This window comes from Synechococcus sp. PCC 6312 (genome assembly GCF_000316685.1).
Classification (GTDB): domain Bacteria; phylum Cyanobacteriota; class Cyanobacteriia; order Thermosynechococcales; family Thermosynechococcaceae; genus Pseudocalidococcus.
The window spans coordinates 3549713-3567697 of the sequence record NC_019680.1 but is presented as its reverse complement, the minus strand read 5'-3'; the positions used below and the strand labels follow the sequence as shown (position 1 = coordinate 3567697).

The window sequence follows — 17985 nt, the reverse complement described above, 5'->3', positions numbered from 1 at the left end:
TGCCTATGGAACATGAATAATCCGGTAAGTGTTGCGCCCTTCTGCTTTAGCCTGATAGAGGGCCTGATCCGCTGCTTCGAGAAGATGGACTGGAGAGCTTTCCGGGGTTGGCCGGCCAGTGCTGATGCCAAAACTCACCGTCACCACGGGGCTAACTCGAGAGGCGGCATGGGGAATTTCCAGGGCTTTCAAGGTGGCTTGGATGTTCTCAACCACACGACTAGCCCCGGCTCCATCAGTATGGGGCAAAATGATCGCGAATTCCTCACCACCATAGCGGGCCACTAAATCTACAGCCCGCCTAGCCGTAGTTCCGAGGGCTTGGGCTACCAAGTATAAACACTCATCTCCAGTTTGATGTCCATAGAGATCGTTATAGGCCTTGAAGTCGTCCACATCGCAAAACACCAGACTCAAAGGGGCTTGTTCTCGCAACAAACGATTCCATTCCCGAGCTAGACATTCATCAAAGTGACGGCGATTGGCAATTTGGGTTAAGTCATCGGTAATCGCAAGGCGACTCAGTTCTTGGTTGGCAGCTTGCAGGGATTGGTAAAGCTCCGCTTGACGAATGGCCACCGCTAATTGATCGGCAATCACTTCTAATAAACTGACCTCGCTGGGATGCCAGGCCTGGTCGGGGTGACTTTGTTGCAAGGTTAAGCTGCCCCAAGTGTGGGCTTCAACCTGGAGTGGCACCATTAACCAATTCCCCGGGAAGGAGGTGGCTAACTCCCGATTAAACTCGCCTAGGTTGGGTTCTGTTTCGGCCTGGTGAATTTGTACCGTTTGCCCCTGTTTGAGGGAGGTAGCAATCGGGTTCTGGGCATCAGGAATAATGAGTCCTTGACTTGGGGGTAGGGAAGACTCTCTCAGGTATTCAATAATATGATCCCATTGCCCCAATTCTGGCCGATACTGAACAATCGCCACCCGATCAACATTTAATAAGTGCCCAATTTCATCCACCGTGGTTTGAAATATTTCTGCCAAATTGAGGGAGTTGCGAATGGCTTTAATCACCCGGTTCAGGGTTTGTTCTCGCTGGGATTGATACCGGAGCGCATCTTCCACTTGTTTGCGTTGGGTAATATCACTCAGGGTAATAACGACTTGTTCTAGCTGCTGGCTGGCGTTGAAATGGGGTTCGGCCGTGACTTGCAACCAGATTAGATCTTGGCTTGGACGGTTGACCCCCAAGACCACATCCCGAATGGGGATTAACTGTTCTGTGGCCCTTGCCGAGGGAAATTGGGCCGCCGTTAAACGCTCTCCAGTTTCATTTACAACATACCAATCTAAATCTTGGGCTGATTTTCCCAGGAGTTGATCAAGGGATAACCCCAAAATATTGGCTGCCCGTTCATTGGCCAGAATAATCTCCCCTTGTGGGTTGTGAACAATAATACCCACCGCCACATCTTCAACAAGCTGGCGAAAGCGGGATTCACTCTGGGCTAGTTCCAACTCGGCCTGTTTCTGAACTGTAATCTCGATGGAAATACCATCAATATACTGAGCTTCCCCAGCCGCGTTATGGATCGCTTGTCCCGACTCATAAAACCAGCGCACCTGACCATCGGCCCGAATCACTCGGTATTCAACTCCATAGTGATTTTGTCGCTTGAAGATTTCCTGAATGGTGTCATAGACATACTGCTGATCATCGGGATGAATGATGCTGGCAAAGGTGCGGCGACAGTTGTTGATAAAATCCGCGGCCGGATAACCGACAGTTTGCTCAATGTTGTCACTCAGGTATTGAATTGTCCAGTCTGGATCATTAGCACAGCGAAACACATGGCCCGGCAAATTGGCCACTAAATTCTTAAAGCGCAATTCATTGCTGGCAATAGCAGCCTCAGCGTCTTTACGGCTACTAATATCGGCCACTGCACCTAAAAGCCGGAACTCTCCAGATTCGGAATGGAAATATTGACTACAATCGCGCACCCAAGCATAGTGTCCATCCTGGCAGCGAACCCGATATTCACAACAGTAAGGCGCACCAGAGCTTTGACTGCTTTCCCAGCCAGCTTGTACTGCTGTCACGTCGTCCGGATGAATTAAATCTAACCAGGCCTGGCCGGATTGAGGCATGGCATCTAGGGGATAACCAAAGAGGCTGACAGTATTACCCACCCAGAGCGTTGTGTCGTCTTGAATGTGCCATTCCCAAAAAACTTGTTGACTAATCTCGGCGATGGTTTGAAGGCGGTCATACCAGCGGCGCAGTTCCGTCAGTTGGGCTTGATGCCAAATCAGTTCCTCTTGCTGAGTCGTCAAGTCCCAAAATATCAACCATATAGACCTATTAGCCTTGGGAACAAGTCCCACCTGCCACCAACGCTGATGAGGGGCATCAAAAATTTGGGCATATCCAGTTTGGTTTGTAGTGATAGTCGCTTTGTAGGCCGGCTGGAGATGGTCTTGCCAGGCCTGGGGGAGCAAACGCCAGAGATTTTGGTTCAGTAGAGATGTTTCTGAATAATCCCAAACCTGATTCATGGCAGCACTAAAGGCAACGATTTCCCCTTGGCTATCCACCACCACCAGGGGGATTGGAAACTCCTCAAACATCATGATATTGGTCAACGTTGACGGGGGAAGAAATTGCGTCATGCAGTGAAGAAAGCTAGGCAAAATCTGAGCAAGTGGGGATATTTGCGAAGAGTTTCAGATAACCCTAAATTTATCCTATCTTGATTATTGCCTTGACCTTAAGATAACGTCCCAAGCTCCAAAAAAATGATTAAATCATCTCGATATTCATACATAAATTCAAACAATTTTGATAGGGACAATATTGCTTGGCAATGATTTGTTAAAGATCTAAGACATTGACAGGAGGTCTAATTGAACAGAGGTGGCTATGGGTGTGATCTCGGAAGCGGGGCCTGGGGGGTGAGACGGAGTTGTACCTTCTTTTTCCCAATCTTGATGATCTAGCAAGGATGTTGCCGCCATTAATAACTCAGATTTTAAGGGTTCAAGGTCGGGGCGTTGTTCTAAATACAGTTCCAAGGCGGCTAAGGGGGCAATGGTCTGTCCCAGGCCCAGTTCTGGCAGGCGGGCCCGCGGTAGTTGGGTGACTAGTTCGGGGTGGATGCTAAAACTGTGGGCGGGTGTCAGGGCCCCATGCAAACTCGGTAGATCAATCAGGGCCGTTTGATCGGGACGGAGGCGATACCGCAGGCGGACAATGGCCTGGTCAATGCTGGCCTGAGTAATCATCTCTAAAAGCCGGGCCTGGGGATGCTCATGAATCAGGGATAGATCCACATCCAAGGTTAAAAAGGGACGGGTGGGAATTGGACAAAACTGCCACTGGGCCTGACCTTTACAGATTTCTACAAGAATAAACCCCTTTTCTTCCCCCTCTTCTCCAAAATCAACCCGCTCAATACTACCTGGGTAAATTACGGGGGGCTGCTCGCATAACACCTGATGCCGATGGACATGGCCCAAAGCCACATAGTCAAATTCTGACTGGGCCAGCAGAGAAAGGGGAATTGTAAAGCCTTTCCCGACACTTAAGAAGCGCTCTGCCCCAAACCGGGCCGTATCCACCATGGCATGGGCCAATAATACCGTTGGCTGTTCGGGATCCAGTTGTCGAATTTCCCCTGCTAATGCCACCATTAACCGCTGAATTAAAAGTTGCCCAACTTCGCCCAAGCCCAGGCCCTCGGTTTCCGGTTTTGTCAGGAGAGCGGAACGAGTTAACCAAGGCAACGTTACCACTTGCACATCACCCTGTTTTGTTCTAATCCGGTGGGTAGAAAGCTGATCGCCGACAATAAAGCCAGGTACTCCCAAGGTGCGATAAATTACTAAGCTGGCTCCCCCCTGGCCTTGGGCGTGTTGATCATGATTACCGACTAATAAAACCGTGGGAATCTGGGCATCAGCTAACCGGCGGAACTGTTGGGCAAAGGCCTCCTGCACCAAGGGAGGTGGGGTGGCATCGGGAAAAGCATCTCCTCCAAACAACACTAAGTCAACGGCTTCCGCCAGGGCCTGGTCAATGCAATAGGTTAAAGCGGCGACAAAGTCTTCTAGGCGAGTATTCAATCCTGTGAGGGGATTCAAACGACCATGGCCCAGACCGCTGCCGAGGTGAATATCTGATAAATGAAGAAGCTTAACCATTGCCACTGTTGCCCTGCATCTCTTAAGGGGTTGCGCTCATCCAGGCCTGGTTTCTATCTTAACTGTGGACGATGGGGGGGACGCGACCTGTTCTCAAGTCTAAACATCTTGGCAATTCTGGCCATACGATGCGACTTAACTGCCTCTAATCAGCGTCCTAGATGGGATCTGCGATTGTTCTTTGTATATATTTTATTTCGACTTGTGTCTCGCTCCCGCTGTGAAGCTATAGTGGGGTTGCCTATTTTGGGGCACAGTTGGCTGAAAGTTGTTGATTAATATTCCGACTGAATCATGCCCAGCCAAAATCCTAACCCGGCCTGGTTAACCATTCATAGCTCAAATAAGCTCAAATATGACGTAGAACTTTGGGGGGGGATCAGTTGGACTATTGGTCGTTCTCAAAGTTGTCGGATTGTCATTGAAGATCGCTATGCCTCTCGGCTCCATGCAGTGATTAATTCAGTCATGTTTCAGCATCAATTTCTATATTTTGTGATGGATAACAACACAGTTAACGGTACATTGCTGAATGGGAATAGCTTAGTCTATCCAACTCTCCTCCATGATCAAGATGTCATGGTGATGGGAACGACAATTCTGGCATTTCACTATCCGACTATGTTTGAGGTTAAAGAACTCAGGATTATCAAAGAAATTCAAAAATTTTCCCAAACCGTTAGCAAAAGTATTCCCTGGACGGGCTAAGGTCAGGCTAAACTAGACAACTTTAAGCGAGCAAAAATCATCCGCCCCGCAGAGGTTTGGAGGGCACTGGTAACCACAACAGGTAATTGATCACCAATGTGGGTTTGCCCCTCTTCCACCACCACCATTGTCCCATCTTCGAGATAGCCAACCCCTTGCTCTGGCTCCTTTCCTTCTTTAATAATTTTCAGTTCCAAGGTATCCCCTGGCAAGTAAACCGGACGCAGGGCCTGGGCTAATTCATTGACATTAAAAACATTTACCTTTTGAAACTGGGCGACTTTATTGAGGTTGTAATCGTTAGTGACTAAGATACCGTCAATTTCTTGGGCAAGTCGGACAAGCTTGGCATCAACGGTCGTCAAGTCTGGATAATCAGCGGAATGAATTAAAATCCGTCCATTTAGATTAGCCTGCAGCCTGTTCAAAATATCCAGGCCCCGTCGTCCTCGCGACCGTTTTAAGTCGTTTTGAGCATCAGCAACCAGTTGCAATTCCTGTAAGACAAACTGGGGAACAAGAATTTGACCCTCAATAAACCCCAAGGTGAGTAGCTGCTCAATCCGGCCATCAATAATACAACTCGTATCCAGTACCTTTGAGGCGGCGGCCTTTAAGGTACCTTCGGCCACAAGAGAGGTTTCGACAGAATTAGGATTAATTAACCGCAACAGGGCCCGCCCCTGACTGTCTGCTAATGTGGTTCCGGTATAAGCGAATAAAATGCTCGTTAATACCGCTGTCATCGGCTTGATGAACGAGAAATCATCAGGAATGGGTAGTAGAAAAATTGGTGCCAGGAGCAAGTTAGCCAACAATAACCCCACGACCAGGCCCACCGCCCGTGACAATAAAACATCGGCTGGTAAATGGCGAATATCGGCCTCAACTCGGTGATAGACCGTTTGTACTGCTAAACCAACCCCAATCCCAATTAAGCCGCCAAATCCGGCCACAACCCACCGTAATGCGCTGATGTTGGCCACTTGTTCAAGGGTCATGGGAGGAAGAAGATTGACCGCATGAAACCCAATGGCGGCTCCAGCAACAATAAAAATAAAGGAAAGTATGATGTCGAGCATGGCTTAATTACCCTGAGTGGCGGGGGCGGGGGGCGTTGTTTCCATCATCTCTGAGTTTGGGGCCGAGACAGGGTCGGGATTACCGCTCTTTAGAGGCGCAATCGTCTCAGTACTCCGAACAAAATTCCTGAACTGTTCTTATTGGATTATAATTCCTCAGTTTTAGCCTGGTTTGACTGGGGCTGTTTACAGGAAGCAGACTCTGTATTCCAATCAATGATTCGGCCGGCCCGACTACCTGCTTTAAGACCGACGGCCTCGGCCTGGGGGCCCAAAATTAAGCGCATTAACAGTCCCCCCAAGGTTGCCAAAGCTGTTTCCCCAACAAAGGCGCGACTCGTTTTCATCCACCATTCCAGAACAATATTAACCGAGGACGATGTCGGGGCTGTTGTGTCAGGTTTTGGATCAGGGCTGATGACTTGTCGGGCTGCGTCTTCGGCAATTTGTCCGCCGACCATATTCCCCATCATTTGCCCAATAATTTCTCCGGGCGGCCCAAGCAAAGCTCCCCCCACCAGGCCCCCCGTGATTTCCCCAGCTACCTCTCCGGCTTTACTGCTGGTGCGAATTTCTAAACTTTGGGTGACCTTTTCTTTAGTTTTATCTAAACAAAGCGTTTGCAGATCAAAGGCATGCTCCTTGAGGGTTTGCATGGACTCTACACAAACTCTTGCCCCAATGACACCGCCTACAAACGTCCCCACCTGTGTCCCCAAAACTACCCCGGCTGGCCCGATTGTGGCCCCACCCACTGCCGCCCCAGCTATCCCGCCGACTACATCTCCAACTTGTCCCCCAACAATAAAACTGCCAATATCCTGGGCTTTGTCGCTGACTTGTTCTGGTTCTAGGGCAAAGGCGCGGGTGAGGTTCGTGATGCCATGATTTCCCTGACCTATCACCTCTAAGTCCCCAATGGCCTGGAGTTGGGTTAACAGTTGCGGGAGGGAAATGACTTGGGGGTTCCAGTGAAGGGTTAAAGATTGGGCGGTTGAGTTGAGGCGAACTTCGGTGATCCCGGTCTGGGCCTGGAGATGCTGTTGGAGATAGGTTCCGTAGCCTGGGTCTTGGCGGAGATGGGGGATTTTCAACCGCAACCGATCTGGAGTGAGATGGACGAGCTCAGCCTGGATAACAGGATCGGGGCCTGGAGGTGGCTGGCTAGAGGATGGGGATGTGCTGCTCATGAGGGGCCAACTGCCAGGGGGGCTATTTTGATTTTAGTTAGTCTCTGGTGTCAATAATTTTGAACATAATTGGGATCAAGGGGCCAGGCCATTTTCCAGGGCAAAGCGGACTAACTCGGTGCGGCTGCTGGTATTGGTTTTAATAAATAAGCGGCTAACGTACTTTTCAATATTGCGGACACTGGTTTGGAGTTGACTGGCGATTTCCTTATTCATCAAGCCTTGAACAACCAAATCTAAAACACTCTGCTCTCTGGGGGTCAGATCCAGTTTGATCGGGTTGGGATTTAAGGGGGTACCGCGTTTGACTAAGAGGGAGCGTAATTCGGCAATTTGTCCGGCTAAGTCGGCAATATCCGGTTCGCTAATCGCCGCGGCTTGTTGATAACGGCGCAGGAGGTTTTTGACAATGGCGACCAATTCATCAGGGTCAAAGGGTTTGGAGAGATAGGCATCACAACCCGCGTCATAGCCCTGGACGCGATCTCGTTTCATCCCGCGGGCAGTTAAGAACACAACGGGTAAATAACTAAAGCGTTCGTCTTCCCGCAGCTTGGCCAAAAATTCATAGCCATCCACTTGGGGCATCATCACATCGGTAATGACTAAATCGGGTCGCTGTTGTTCGAGCAGTTCCCAGGCCTGGGTGGCATTACTGGCGGCGGTGACGGTAAACCCACTGTCCTCTAAGTAGGCCTGGACGGCATCCCGCAACCCCGGTTCATCATCCACTAACAACAAATGCTCAGACATAGTGATTCCAAGTTTTCTGACTCATTCAAGGGGGCTAATCGTTCCGCCTGATTTCTAGTGTACGCTGCCAACTTCCTCTAAAATTGAGTGAATCCGCAAGTCCGTATGCTAAAACAGAGGGCAGTTATGGAAGCTGAGACAATGAGTATATCTGCACCTGAAATGGCCATTGCCCCAATCAATACGGTCGCGGCCACAGAACTGCGTCCTTGGGGATCATTTACGATCTTGGAAGAGGGGCCGGGTTACAAAATTAAGCGGATTGAGGTCAAACCTGGCCATCGCCTGAGTTTACAAATGCACCACCACCGCAGTGAACATTGGATTGTCATTGCTGGTATTGCCAAGGTTCAACGGGGTGAAGAGATTATTATGCTTTCTCCCAATGAATCTACCTATGTGCCCCAGTTTACCCGTCATCGCTTGGAAAATCCGGGCAAGATCAACTTAGTTTTAATTGAAGTCCAGAATGGGCAATACTTGGGAGAAGATGATATTCAACGGTTTGAGGACGACTACGCCCGCTCCCATACTTAAAATTTCTCATGCCTGAGTTGCCTCCCGATACTGTCTAAACTCTGACTATGACCGTGACTCTAACCCCCGCCGCTGTCCGTGAACTTGAGCGACTGCGCCAAAAATCCCAGGCCAAGGCTAATGGAGACATTCTTCGTTTAGGGGTCAAGTCTGGTGGTTGCGCCGATTGGCTCTACGTTTTGGAGTTTACGGCAGCGGCCCAACCCAATGATTTTGTCGCGGAAATTTCTGGACTGGTGATTGCCGTGGCGGCCGACAGTGTGGCTAAATTGACAGATTTGAATTTAGACTACACCGAAGATTTAATGGGAGGGGCCTTTCGATTTCATAATCCAATTGCCGGGCAAACCTGTGGTTGTGGCCTTTCCTTCAAGCTCGTTGATCATTGAATGCAACTCTCTCGACTAAGATCAAGTCATTAGATTCGGGAGCGTTGGGCAAGAGAAGGGCAGGGGATTAAGCGTGACACGATTCAATTGGGGGAGCAAGCGATTACTCTTAGGATTACTCCTTGGCCTGGGAGTACTTGGGACTAGTGGAATAGCAGAGTCTCAGAATCTACCCACATCTGATGCCAATGCAGTTCCTCAGCAAGCCTTAACCATTCTCGCCGATGTCCAACAGGCCAACTCCATTACGGGGATCGTCACCGCCCGGGGTAATGTCCAACTCATTTATCCCGCCCGCCAAATTCAGGCTACAGCTACCCAAGCCCAATATTTCAGTCGAGAGCGGCGGATTGTCTTAACTGGCAATGTTTATGTTCTGCAAAAGGGGAACAGCTTACGGGGCGATAGTGTGACCTATTTGATTGATCAGGAAAAGTTTGTCGCCACCCCAGTCACAAACCAACAGGTTGAATCCATTTTGCTGATTCGGGATAATCCTCCCAAGACTACCAATCCAAATCCATAGCGTCCTTTCCCCATGAAAATTTTGTTAGAAGGTGTACGCAAAACCTATGGGGCCAGGACAGTTGTTGATCAGGTCACCTTAGGGATTGAGCAGGGGGAGGTTGTCGGACTCTTGGGGCCAAACGGGGCTGGGAAAACGACAACATTTTATTTAGCCACAGGCCTGGAAAAACCCGATCAGGGGAGAGTTTGGTTAGATCGTGACGACATCACCCCATTGCCCCTCCATCGCCGGGCCAGGTTGGGAATTGGCTATCTCCCCCAAGAACCGAGTATCTTTCGGAATTTGACGGTGGCAGAAAATATTCTCCTGGTTTTAGAGCAAACTAAGGTTCCCCGCCATCTCTGGGCTGATCGCTTGGATCACTTACTCGCAGATCTGAATCTCCATAAAATTGCTCAGATCAAAGGCAATCGAGTCTCAGGGGGGGAACGGCGGCGAACGGAATTAGCGCGGGCCCTGGCCATGGGAGTCGAGGGACCCAAATTTTTGTTTTTAGATGAACCCTTTGCTGGGGTAGATCCAATTGCGGTCGGCGAAATTCAAACGATTGTCACTCAACTGCGGGCCCAAAACCTGGGAATATTGATTACCGATCACAACGTTCGGGAAACGCTTTCCATCGTGGATCGAGCCTATATCATGCGGGATGGGCATATTCTGGCGGCGGGGGCAGCGGCAGATTTATACGAGGATCCCCTCGTCCGGCAATACTATTTGGGTGAAAATTTTGTCCCCTAGGCAAATTTGGCGGCGATGGCTCTGGCCACTGGGTCGGATTGGGCCTGGCTCACGGTTGGACTGGTATCTCTGGCGGAATATTGTCCCCGCCTTTGGCCTGGGGATCACGATTTTTGCCGCCTTAGCTCTTTCGGTGGGGGTGCTATTTGACCTAGTGCGACAAGTGGCCGAGGCTCAAATTCCCTTGACCGCAGTTTTACAAGTTCTGCTCTTCCAAATCCCTTACACTCTCACCTTTGCTTTGCCAATGGCGGTGATGCTGGCTGTTTTAACGACGATCAGTCGCTTGGGGGAGGATGGGGAACTAGTGGCCTTCAAGAGTATTGGCCTTAGTCTCTATCGTCTTGCTGCACCGATTTTGGCCTTTTCTCTGGTGATTAGCCTCATCACGTTTACCTTGGGTGAAACCGTCATCCCTGAATTTCGGGCCCGGTCGGATCAGGTGTTACAGCGGTATCTGCGCCAAGAAGAGCGGGTTGGCCAAAGTCGGGACATTTACTATCCAGAATATGGCCCCAATGACCAAGTGCGGCGATTGTACTATGCCAAGGAATTTGATGGGGTCTCAATGCGGGGGATTACAGTGGTAGATTTTTCCCAACCGGAGTTAGTACAGGTGATTACGGCGGCTGAGGCGGCCTGGAGTTATCCCCGCAGTACTTGGACAATTGCTGATGGAGTTATTTACCTAGTCTCGAGCTTGGGGAATATTCGCGACATTATTGAGTTTCAACAGCAGCAGTTAGTCATTCCCCGCAAGTTAGAAGAAGATGTCCTCAGCCCTTCTCAAGTGACCGAACTTTCGACGGCTCAGGCCCGCCAGGCTCTCACTCTTGCCCAGAAAGATAATAACCCCATCCTCGTGCGCGCCTTAAATGTCCATCTTCAGCAACAGTATGCCCAGCCCTTTGTCGCGATTGTCTTTGGTTTGATGGGCCTAGGGTTTGGGGCGATGGGGCAAAAGCGGGGGGCGGCGCAGGGGTTTGGCTTAAGTGTGGGCTTGATTTTCGGGCAGATTCTATTGACCTATTTTTCCGGTGCTTTAGGGTTTGTCGGCATCCTCACACCGATTATGGCCGCGTGGCTACCCCAAGGCCTAGGCCTGGCTGTGGCCATCTGGCTCATTCAACGGGCTAATCGCTAAGCTCCTCGCCGACCTATGATAGATGAGCAGAAGAGAGTCAGGTTGGGCCGGGATTAATTGGTCTTGTGAATTACGAGCCGCTGCACCATAAATATCGCCCCCAAACCTTTGCGGATCTGGTGGGACAAGCGGCTATTACGACAACTTTGACCAATGCACTTCAACAGGAACGAATTGCCCCAGCCTATCTGTTTTGCGGGCCGCGGGGAACGGGAAAAACCTCCAGTGCAAGGATTTTAGCAAAATCTCTCAACTGTTTAACTGCGCCGAAACCAACCCCAAGTCCCTGCGGTGTTTGTGATGTTTGCCAGGCCATTGCCCACAGTTCTGCCCTAGATGTAATTGAAATTGATGCGGCCAGTAATACCGGGGTTGATAATATTCGAGAATTAATTGAAAAAGCCCAATTTGCTCCAGTTCAATGTCGCTATAAAGTTTACGTTGTGGACGAGTGTCATATGCTCAGTACCTCAGCGTTTAATGCCCTCTTAAAGACTCTTGAAGAACCTCCAGATCGGGTTATTTTTGTTCTCGCAACCACCGATCCCCAACGGGTTTTACCCACGATTATTTCTCGTTGTCAACGTTTTGATTTTCGCCGCATCCCCCTGGCCGATATGGTCTCCCATTTAACCCATATTGCCGAACTAGAAACTATCAATATCAATCCAGAAGCCGTTAACCTAGTCGCCCAAATTGCCCAAGGTGGCTTACGGGATGCGGAAAGTTTACTCGATCAACTCAGCTTATTAGATGGAGAAATTACGATTGAACGGGTTTGGGATTTAGCCGGTTCGGTCCCTGAACAAGATTTATTTCAACTCCTCCAGGCCGTCAAGAGTCAACATCCCGAAACGTTACTTGAGCAAACCAGACACTTATTAGAACGCGGGCGTGAACCCTTAATTGTTTTACAGAACCTGACCGGATTCTATCGAGATTTTCTGATTGCTAAAACGGCTCCCCACCGCCAGGATTTAGTGGCCATTACCCCGGACACTTGGGCCGCCCTCTGTGAATTTGCCCAAAACTGGTCGAGTCAGGACATCTTAGTGGGACAACAACATCTGCGGGCCTGTGAACTACAAGTCAAAAACACAACTCAGCCGCGCCTGTGGTTAGAAGTGGGGCTTTTAGGTTTGCTGTCTCTCTCCAAAACAGATCAAAGTTCTCCACCCCCAGCCAATAGTCCCAGACCCCAGGCTCAATCGCCCACGATTCCCCCGGCAGTTATTTCCCACCCCCCAAGCCAGCCCGTTGCCAATGCCATTCTTCCCACTGCAACACCGCCTCGCCCAGCCGTTCCCGAAAATCTACCAACCCAGGCCCCGCCACCATCTCCGGCGAAATCTTCTCCCCCAGACCCTACCCCACAGCCCCCCGATCCGACTGACCTCAACCTTTCCCACCTTTGGCAACAGGGGATTCAACTGGTTCAATTTCCAGGCACCCAGGCTTTGCTCTCCCAACATGGGCAACTCCTCAGTTGTAGTGATCGGGAGATTCGGATTGGCTTGCCATCTCCCGGTCTATTGAAGCTGACCCAAAAGTATCAGGACAAAATCGAAATTGCCTTTCAAACAGCCCTCGGCAAACCCGTCAAAGTTCGCTTAGAAATTGCCACTAGTCCAGCGGCGGATACATCTCAATCTACTCCAGCCGTCCAGCCCCGGCCCACCCCACCTCCTCCCAACCCCACCCTTAATCCCCGTCAACCACCCGCCCACCCGCCGGAAAACCCGCCCCCCTCACCCGCCCCAGAATTCCAACTTGCGCCCCCCGCCCCACCCGATGCCCTCAGCCAGGCCACCCAAAGCTTTGCTAGGTTTTTTGCGGGCGAAATTGTTTCGCCTGAACCCGGTAGCCCCCCCGTAGTCTTGGAGCCGGAGTCTCTCAGCCCAGATAGTCTCACGCCCGCCACTGACGAAGCAGAACTCCCCCCAGAACTTGAGGAAGATTTACCTTTTTAAGCCAACAACCAGAGTGTTTTAACCCGAATATTGGCCCCGTAATTGCCCACAGGCGGCATCTCGTTCCAGGCCCCGTGAGCGACGAATACTGGCCGCAAGACCGGCTTGGTGGAGAATATTCAAAAATGTTTGTAACTGGTGGGGACTGGGGCGGCGATAACTGGCATCCTGAATCGGATTGTAGGGAATCAGATTAACGTGACTTTGAAACCCTTTGAGTAATTGGGCTAAGGCCAAGGCCTGGGCCGGAGAATCATTCACCCCCGCTAAAACCGTATATTCAAAACTCACCCGCCGGCCTGTTTTCTGCACATAGTCCCGACAATCTTGAATGAGTGAATTTAACGGGTAATGCTTGGCACTGGGAATGAGTTCTAATCGGAGTGCTTGGTCAGGGGCATGGAGACTCACCGCTAAGGTCACTTGGAGACTAAAGCTGGCTAGGCGTTTAATCTGGCCTGGAACCCCCACTGTAGAAATGGTGATATTACGCTGCCCAATCCCCACGTCTTGATTCAAGCATTGCACAGCCTCTAACACGGCCTCTAAATTCAAAAGCGGCTCTCCCATCCCCATTAAAACCACATGGCTGACCCGTTCCCCAAAATCGGCCTGGACGGTTAACACCTGATCAACAATTTCATGACGGGCTAAGTTGCGGGTGAACCCCCCTTTCCCGGTGGCACAAAAATCACAGGCCATGGGACAGCCGACTTGGGCAGAAACACAGACCGTTAATCGCTTGGCAGTCGGAATCCCCACCGTTTCAATCACCAGGCCATCCGCCAGTTTTAAAAGATACTTAACGGTACCATCGGGACTGGGATGCCGGGCCTGGATTTGGGAACGCCCCACCGCCACAGACTCCAAAGAATTCCGCCACTGCTGGGGAAAGACCGTCACCTCTGTTAATGAGTGAATCCCTTTTTGATACAGCCATTGATGGAGTTGTTGCCCCCGATAGGCCGGTTGATGTTGGGATTCAGCCCAGGCCATGAGTTCAGGTTTAGACGCACCCAGGAGAGGGCCATGCGGGGATAAAACGGCAGCGTTCATGGCTCAGTCACAGCAAAAATCAGGAATAGAAGGGGAATTATTGATTATCTTAGCACTAGACAAAATTTCCCCAGGCCGAGATCACGTCCCAAACAAACAGAATAGTCCCAGGCATGGCCAGAGCAGCAAAATTAAGCTCGGTCAAACCAGAGCACCTTCAGCACACTGCCGCCAACTACAGTTACCAGGCCAACAATGAAGGCCCACAGACGCGCATCCAGGATTTTTTGCCGATCACGCAATTCAGAAATATCATCTCGGAGTTCATCCCGTAAGGAACCAACCTTATCATTGAGTGCTTTGATCTCTCCCTTAAGCTCAGTCTTAACCGCATCAACCTTGTCACTAAGACCCTTAATCTCTCCTTTAAGCTCAGTTCTGATCGCATCAACTTTGTCATTAACTGCCTTAATTTCAGCCTTGACCTCGGCCCGGAGTTCATTCATCTCCCCTTTTACCTCGGCCCGTAATGTTTTGAATTGTTCATCGGTCTTGGCCTGATTAACCTTCATTTCCAAGGCGAGGGCCTGGATCGCATCCAAAATTTGCTTTGTTTCGCTGGCTGTTACGACTTCAGACATGGTTATCTCCCTAAGTGCTCCATTCCCGCAGGTGTGGGTAAATTTTGAAACAGCCGCCCGTCCTCCATCTGAATTAACCGATCCGCCACATCTAAAATTCGGTTGTCATGGGTCACTAGCAAAATTGTACAACCCTGTTCCTGGGCCAGTTTCCGCATAATTTCCACCACATCTCGCCCTGACTGTTTATCTAAGGCTGCGGTGGGTTCATCAGCTAAAACCAACTTGGGATGGCCCACTAAGGCTCTGGCAATGGCAACCCGTTGTTTTTGACCGCCCGATAAGTGATGGGGTAAGTAATCCAGATGATCCCCCAATCCCACCGCCGTTAACATCTCTGTGACTCGTTTTTCAGCCATGGGGGCAGGAATATCCGGCTGTAAATCCATTGACATCATCACATTTTGGCGGGCCGTCAGGGAGTGGAGTAAGTTGTTGGCTTGGAAGATATAGCCAGTTTGGCGACGAATTTGTAGTTGTTGACTGGTGCTGGAATGGCGGAGTTCTTGTCCCAAAACCCGTAAGCTTCCCTCTTGGGCCGACCGTAAGGCTCCAATCAATGTCAGGAGGGTGGTTTTACCAGATCCTGATGGCCCGGTCATAATCACAATTTCCCCCGGATAGATCTGGGCCTCTAGCTGGAACAAAACCTGCTTACGGAGACGACCAGAGCCAAAATAATGATTTAAGCCTTGAATATCAATAACGGGTTCCATCGCCCCACATCCTTGAGCCTTAGAAAATATCAGCCGGATCCGCGGCCTGGACCCGCCTCATGGCAATGCCGCCCGATACAGTACACATCATGACTGTCAGGACAAAGACCATCAAGGCTCGCTCAACAGTCATCCCCACCGGGAGCGCAGTGGCTCTATAAATTAGGTTGTATAGCACAAATGCCACCGCAACCCCTGGAATATAGCCCAATACAGACAGAATTAGCGACTCCTGCATGACCACCCCATAGAAATATAAATTCCGATAGCCCATGGCCTTGAGGGTGGCATACTCTGGTAAGTGATCCGAGACATCTGTGTAAAGCACCTGATAGACAATGACTGTGCCGACAATGAAGCCCATCAAGGCCCCCAGGGAAAAGATAAACCCAATAGAAGTGCTTTTTTCCCAATAGGTGCGCTCAAAATCCACAAAGCCTTGATGGGTGAGAACAAGAACATCATTGGGTAGCTCTGCGCGCATCTGAGCCACGAGCGTTTCAACCGCAGTCCCTGGTTTAACCTTAATTAACCCAACATCAATCAGTCCCACAGGCCGGCGCGGAAATAACCGTAAAAAATTCAGGTCGCTGGTGAGTAAATTGCCATCAGCCCCAAAGTTCGCCCCCATGTGAAAGGCCGCATCCACTGTGATTTGTCGCCCGGAAACTTCAGTGATCACCCGCCCATTGTCCTGTAGCAGTTGACTAACCGGCCCAAATTGAGCGCGGGAGTCCACATCAAACAGGGCATGATCGGCAAGTTTAATTTTTTCCCGATTTTCCCGAACCCCTGGCAAAATAAAGGAGTCAGCCGTGGGATCGACCCCAATCACGAGGAGTTGACGCGTGGTTTTATCCACCGGATTCCGCCAGAGACCAAAGCCCAAATACAAGGGGGAAACAGACTCAACTCCGACAAACCCACCTGCTTGATAGAGCCGCCGCCGGGTAAAGGTCTTCATCGCAATTAGGGCTGTGGATTGGGGGCTAATCAGGACAATATCGGCGTTAATCCCATCGTGAAAGCGCACCGCAGCCTTGAACAGGGCATCCCGAAAGCCAAACTGCATCATCATCAAAACCACTGCAAAAGCAATGCCTGCCACAGCGACTAGCAGCCGAATCCGTTCCCGTTGGAGTTGGAGCCAGGCCAGGGGAATCGCAAAAATCATTCTGGCCTACCTGGATCAATCACAACTTCTACCTGCAAATTGGTCAGGCCAGCGGCAATACGACTATCATCCAGACGAATTTTTACCTCCACAACCCGGACATCGGTTTTGGCCGCCGGATCCGTATCAATGACATCGTTTTTAGCAATGAGCAGGCCGACATGGGCCACTTGACCAGAAATCAGCTTGGGGAAGGCGGGGCTTTTAATCAGGGCCGGTTGGCCGATTTGGATCCGGGGGACATCGGTTTCATAGACTTCGGCGACAGCATACATCTGCTTTGTATTGCCCAGTTGTAAAATCCCATCATCACCAATGGCTTCCCCGGCCCAGGTATAGATTTTCAGGATTTGGCCAGCCCGGGGAGAACGAATGATGGTGCGCTGGAGACGAGCTTCGGCTAATTCTAAATTCCGTTTGGCAGAGTTGACGAGAATCTGGGCCTGGGAACGACTGAGGTTGGCCTGGGCAGAGCGGAGTTGATCTTGGGCATTGACGGCGTTGGTCTGTTCTTCGTTGCTAATTTGGCTCAAGGTGGCCTGGGCGGCTTCCAGTTCTTCAGTACGGCTGCGGACAATCAATTCTTTGTCTTCGAGCTGTTGTTGGGAGATGGCCCCGGCCTGGGATAGCTGGCGAAACCGTTGATATTCCCGTTGGCTCGAGGCTAGTTCTGCGGCAATCCGTTGAATCGTGGCTTTTTGGGCCTGCATTTGGGCCAGCTTTGGTTTGGTGACTTGGTTCAGCCGGGAGCGGGCCTCGGTAATTTGGGCTTCTCCCAGTTCGGTTTCGGCCTGGAGACGTTTCTGGGCTTCTGCCAGCTGATCCGCTGCTAAGTTGCGCTCTGCCAAGCGTTCCGGATAACTATCTAAATAGAGCAGAACTTGGCCGGGTTGAGCAAAATCCCCTTCTTTAACTAAGAGCTTGCCAATCCGTTCACCGGGGGTGCCACTTAAAACAATACTCTCCCCTTCTGGCTCAAGGCGGCCCAAGGCACTGATTTTTTCCGAGGGCGGTGGCTTAATCTCACTGATAGCAGGATTGGGCGTAGATGCGGGGAGACTTGTCAACTGTCGAAGACTCACCATCAAGGTCAATAGCCCGAGACCGACCAAACTACCGATGAGCCAGGGATTCATGCCCTTGAGACTAAATGGACTCCCCACCCGATTCACCTTCCTTCCCTGATTGTTTGTAGCCTGCCTCAAATGTCTGAGTCTGTGTTGATCCTAATCTAAATATAAAGAAATGCTAAAAATATGAAATCAT

The 17985-nt window shown here is 50.5% G+C and carries 17 protein-coding genes; 7 read left to right on the top strand and 10 right to left on the bottom strand.

Annotation, left to right across the window (positions count from 1 at the left end):
* Positions 1–3 precede the first annotated feature (3 nt).
* On the bottom strand, positions 4–2622 hold the full coding sequence (locus SYN6312_RS18550; protein ID WP_083853541.1) for a diguanylate cyclase domain-containing protein: 2619 nt from the start codon (positions 2620–2622) through the stop codon (positions 4–6).
* A 210-nt stretch (positions 2623–2832) separates the two neighbouring features.
* Positions 2833–4152 (bottom strand): exonuclease subunit SbcD, encoded by a 1320-nt coding sequence (gene sbcD, locus SYN6312_RS17305; protein ID WP_015126192.1) that lies wholly within the window; start codon positions 4150–4152, stop codon positions 2833–2835.
* Between the two features lie 294 nt (positions 4153–4446).
* Between sbcD and SYN6312_RS17300 the strand changes: the two genes are divergently transcribed.
* On the top strand, positions 4447–4860 hold the full coding sequence (locus tag SYN6312_RS17300; protein WP_015126191.1) for an FHA domain-containing protein: 414 nt from the start codon (positions 4447–4449) through the stop codon (positions 4858–4860).
* Between the two features lie 2 nt (positions 4861–4862).
* Here SYN6312_RS17300 and SYN6312_RS17295 read toward each other — a convergent pair whose 3' ends face one another.
* From SYN6312_RS17295 to SYN6312_RS17285, 3 genes are all read right to left on the bottom strand, one after another.
* The gene (locus tag SYN6312_RS17295; RefSeq protein WP_015126190.1) at positions 4863–5942 is read right to left on the bottom strand and encodes a PIN/TRAM domain-containing protein; all 1080 of its coding nucleotides are present in this window, start codon (positions 5940–5942) and stop codon (positions 4863–4865) included.
* A 146-nt stretch (positions 5943–6088) separates the two neighbouring features.
* A complete protein-coding gene (locus SYN6312_RS17290; RefSeq protein ID WP_015126189.1) occupies positions 6089–7132 on the bottom strand; it encodes a hypothetical protein in 1044 nt (347 codons plus the stop codon).
* 75 nt (positions 7133–7207) lie between these two features.
* Positions 7208–7885 carry a response regulator transcription factor gene (locus SYN6312_RS17285; RefSeq protein ID WP_015126188.1) on the bottom strand — a complete coding sequence of 226 codons (678 nt, stop codon included), beginning with the start codon at positions 7883–7885 and terminating at the stop codon, positions 7208–7210.
* Between the two features lie 141 nt (positions 7886–8026).
* On the opposite strand from SYN6312_RS17285, the gene SYN6312_RS17280 reads away from it, so the two are divergent.
* From SYN6312_RS17280 to SYN6312_RS17255, 6 genes are all read left to right on the top strand, one after another.
* Entirely contained in the window at positions 8027–8422 is a 396-nt protein-coding gene (locus tag SYN6312_RS17280; protein WP_041431763.1) for a phosphomannose isomerase type II C-terminal cupin domain, read from the top strand.
* A 47-nt stretch (positions 8423–8469) separates the two neighbouring features.
* The gene (locus SYN6312_RS17275) at positions 8470–8811 is read left to right on the top strand and encodes an iron-sulfur cluster assembly accessory protein (protein ID WP_015126186.1); all 342 of its coding nucleotides are present in this window, start codon (positions 8470–8472) and stop codon (positions 8809–8811) included.
* Between the two features lie 73 nt (positions 8812–8884).
* Positions 8885–9337 (top strand): LptA/OstA family protein, encoded by a 453-nt coding sequence (locus tag SYN6312_RS17270; RefSeq protein ID WP_015126185.1) that lies wholly within the window; start codon positions 8885–8887, stop codon positions 9335–9337.
* Positions 9338–9349: 12 nt separating this feature from the next.
* Positions 9350–10078 (top strand): LPS export ABC transporter ATP-binding protein, encoded by a 729-nt coding sequence (gene lptB / locus SYN6312_RS17265; protein WP_015126184.1) that lies wholly within the window; start codon positions 9350–9352, stop codon positions 10076–10078.
* A complete protein-coding gene (locus SYN6312_RS17260) occupies positions 10059–11222 on the top strand; it encodes an LptF/LptG family permease (RefSeq protein WP_015126183.1) in 1164 nt (387 codons plus the stop codon). The genes lptB and SYN6312_RS17260 overlap by 20 nt, the downstream gene beginning before the upstream one ends.
* A 65-nt stretch (positions 11223–11287) precedes the next feature.
* Positions 11288–13192 carry a DNA polymerase III subunit gamma/tau gene (locus SYN6312_RS17255; RefSeq protein WP_015126182.1) on the top strand — a complete coding sequence of 635 codons (1905 nt, stop codon included), beginning with the start codon at positions 11288–11290 and terminating at the stop codon, positions 13190–13192.
* An 18-nt stretch (positions 13193–13210) separates the two neighbouring features.
* Here SYN6312_RS17255 and rlmN read toward each other — a convergent pair whose 3' ends face one another.
* The 5 genes from rlmN to SYN6312_RS17230 form a co-directional block, all read right to left on the bottom strand.
* Entirely contained in the window at positions 13211–14248 is a 1038-nt protein-coding gene (rlmN, locus tag SYN6312_RS17250; RefSeq protein WP_015126181.1) for a 23S rRNA (adenine(2503)-C(2))-methyltransferase RlmN, read from the bottom strand.
* Between the two features lie 131 nt (positions 14249–14379).
* Positions 14380–14829 carry a hypothetical protein gene (locus SYN6312_RS18545; RefSeq protein WP_015126180.1) on the bottom strand — a complete coding sequence of 150 codons (450 nt, stop codon included), beginning with the start codon at positions 14827–14829 and terminating at the stop codon, positions 14380–14382.
* 2 nt (positions 14830–14831) lie between these two features.
* On the bottom strand, positions 14832–15545 hold the full coding sequence (locus SYN6312_RS17240; RefSeq protein ID WP_015126179.1) for a DevA family ABC transporter ATP-binding protein: 714 nt from the start codon (positions 15543–15545) through the stop codon (positions 14832–14834).
* Between the two features lie 19 nt (positions 15546–15564).
* A complete protein-coding gene (gene devC, locus SYN6312_RS17235; RefSeq protein WP_015126178.1) occupies positions 15565–16719 on the bottom strand; it encodes an ABC transporter permease DevC in 1155 nt (384 codons plus the stop codon).
* Complete coding sequence (locus SYN6312_RS17230) at positions 16716–17882, bottom strand: ABC exporter membrane fusion protein (protein WP_253276387.1); 1167 nt, start codon at positions 17880–17882, stop codon at positions 16716–16718. The genes devC and SYN6312_RS17230 overlap by 4 nt, the downstream gene beginning before the upstream one ends.
* Positions 17883–17985: the final 103 nt, after the last annotated feature.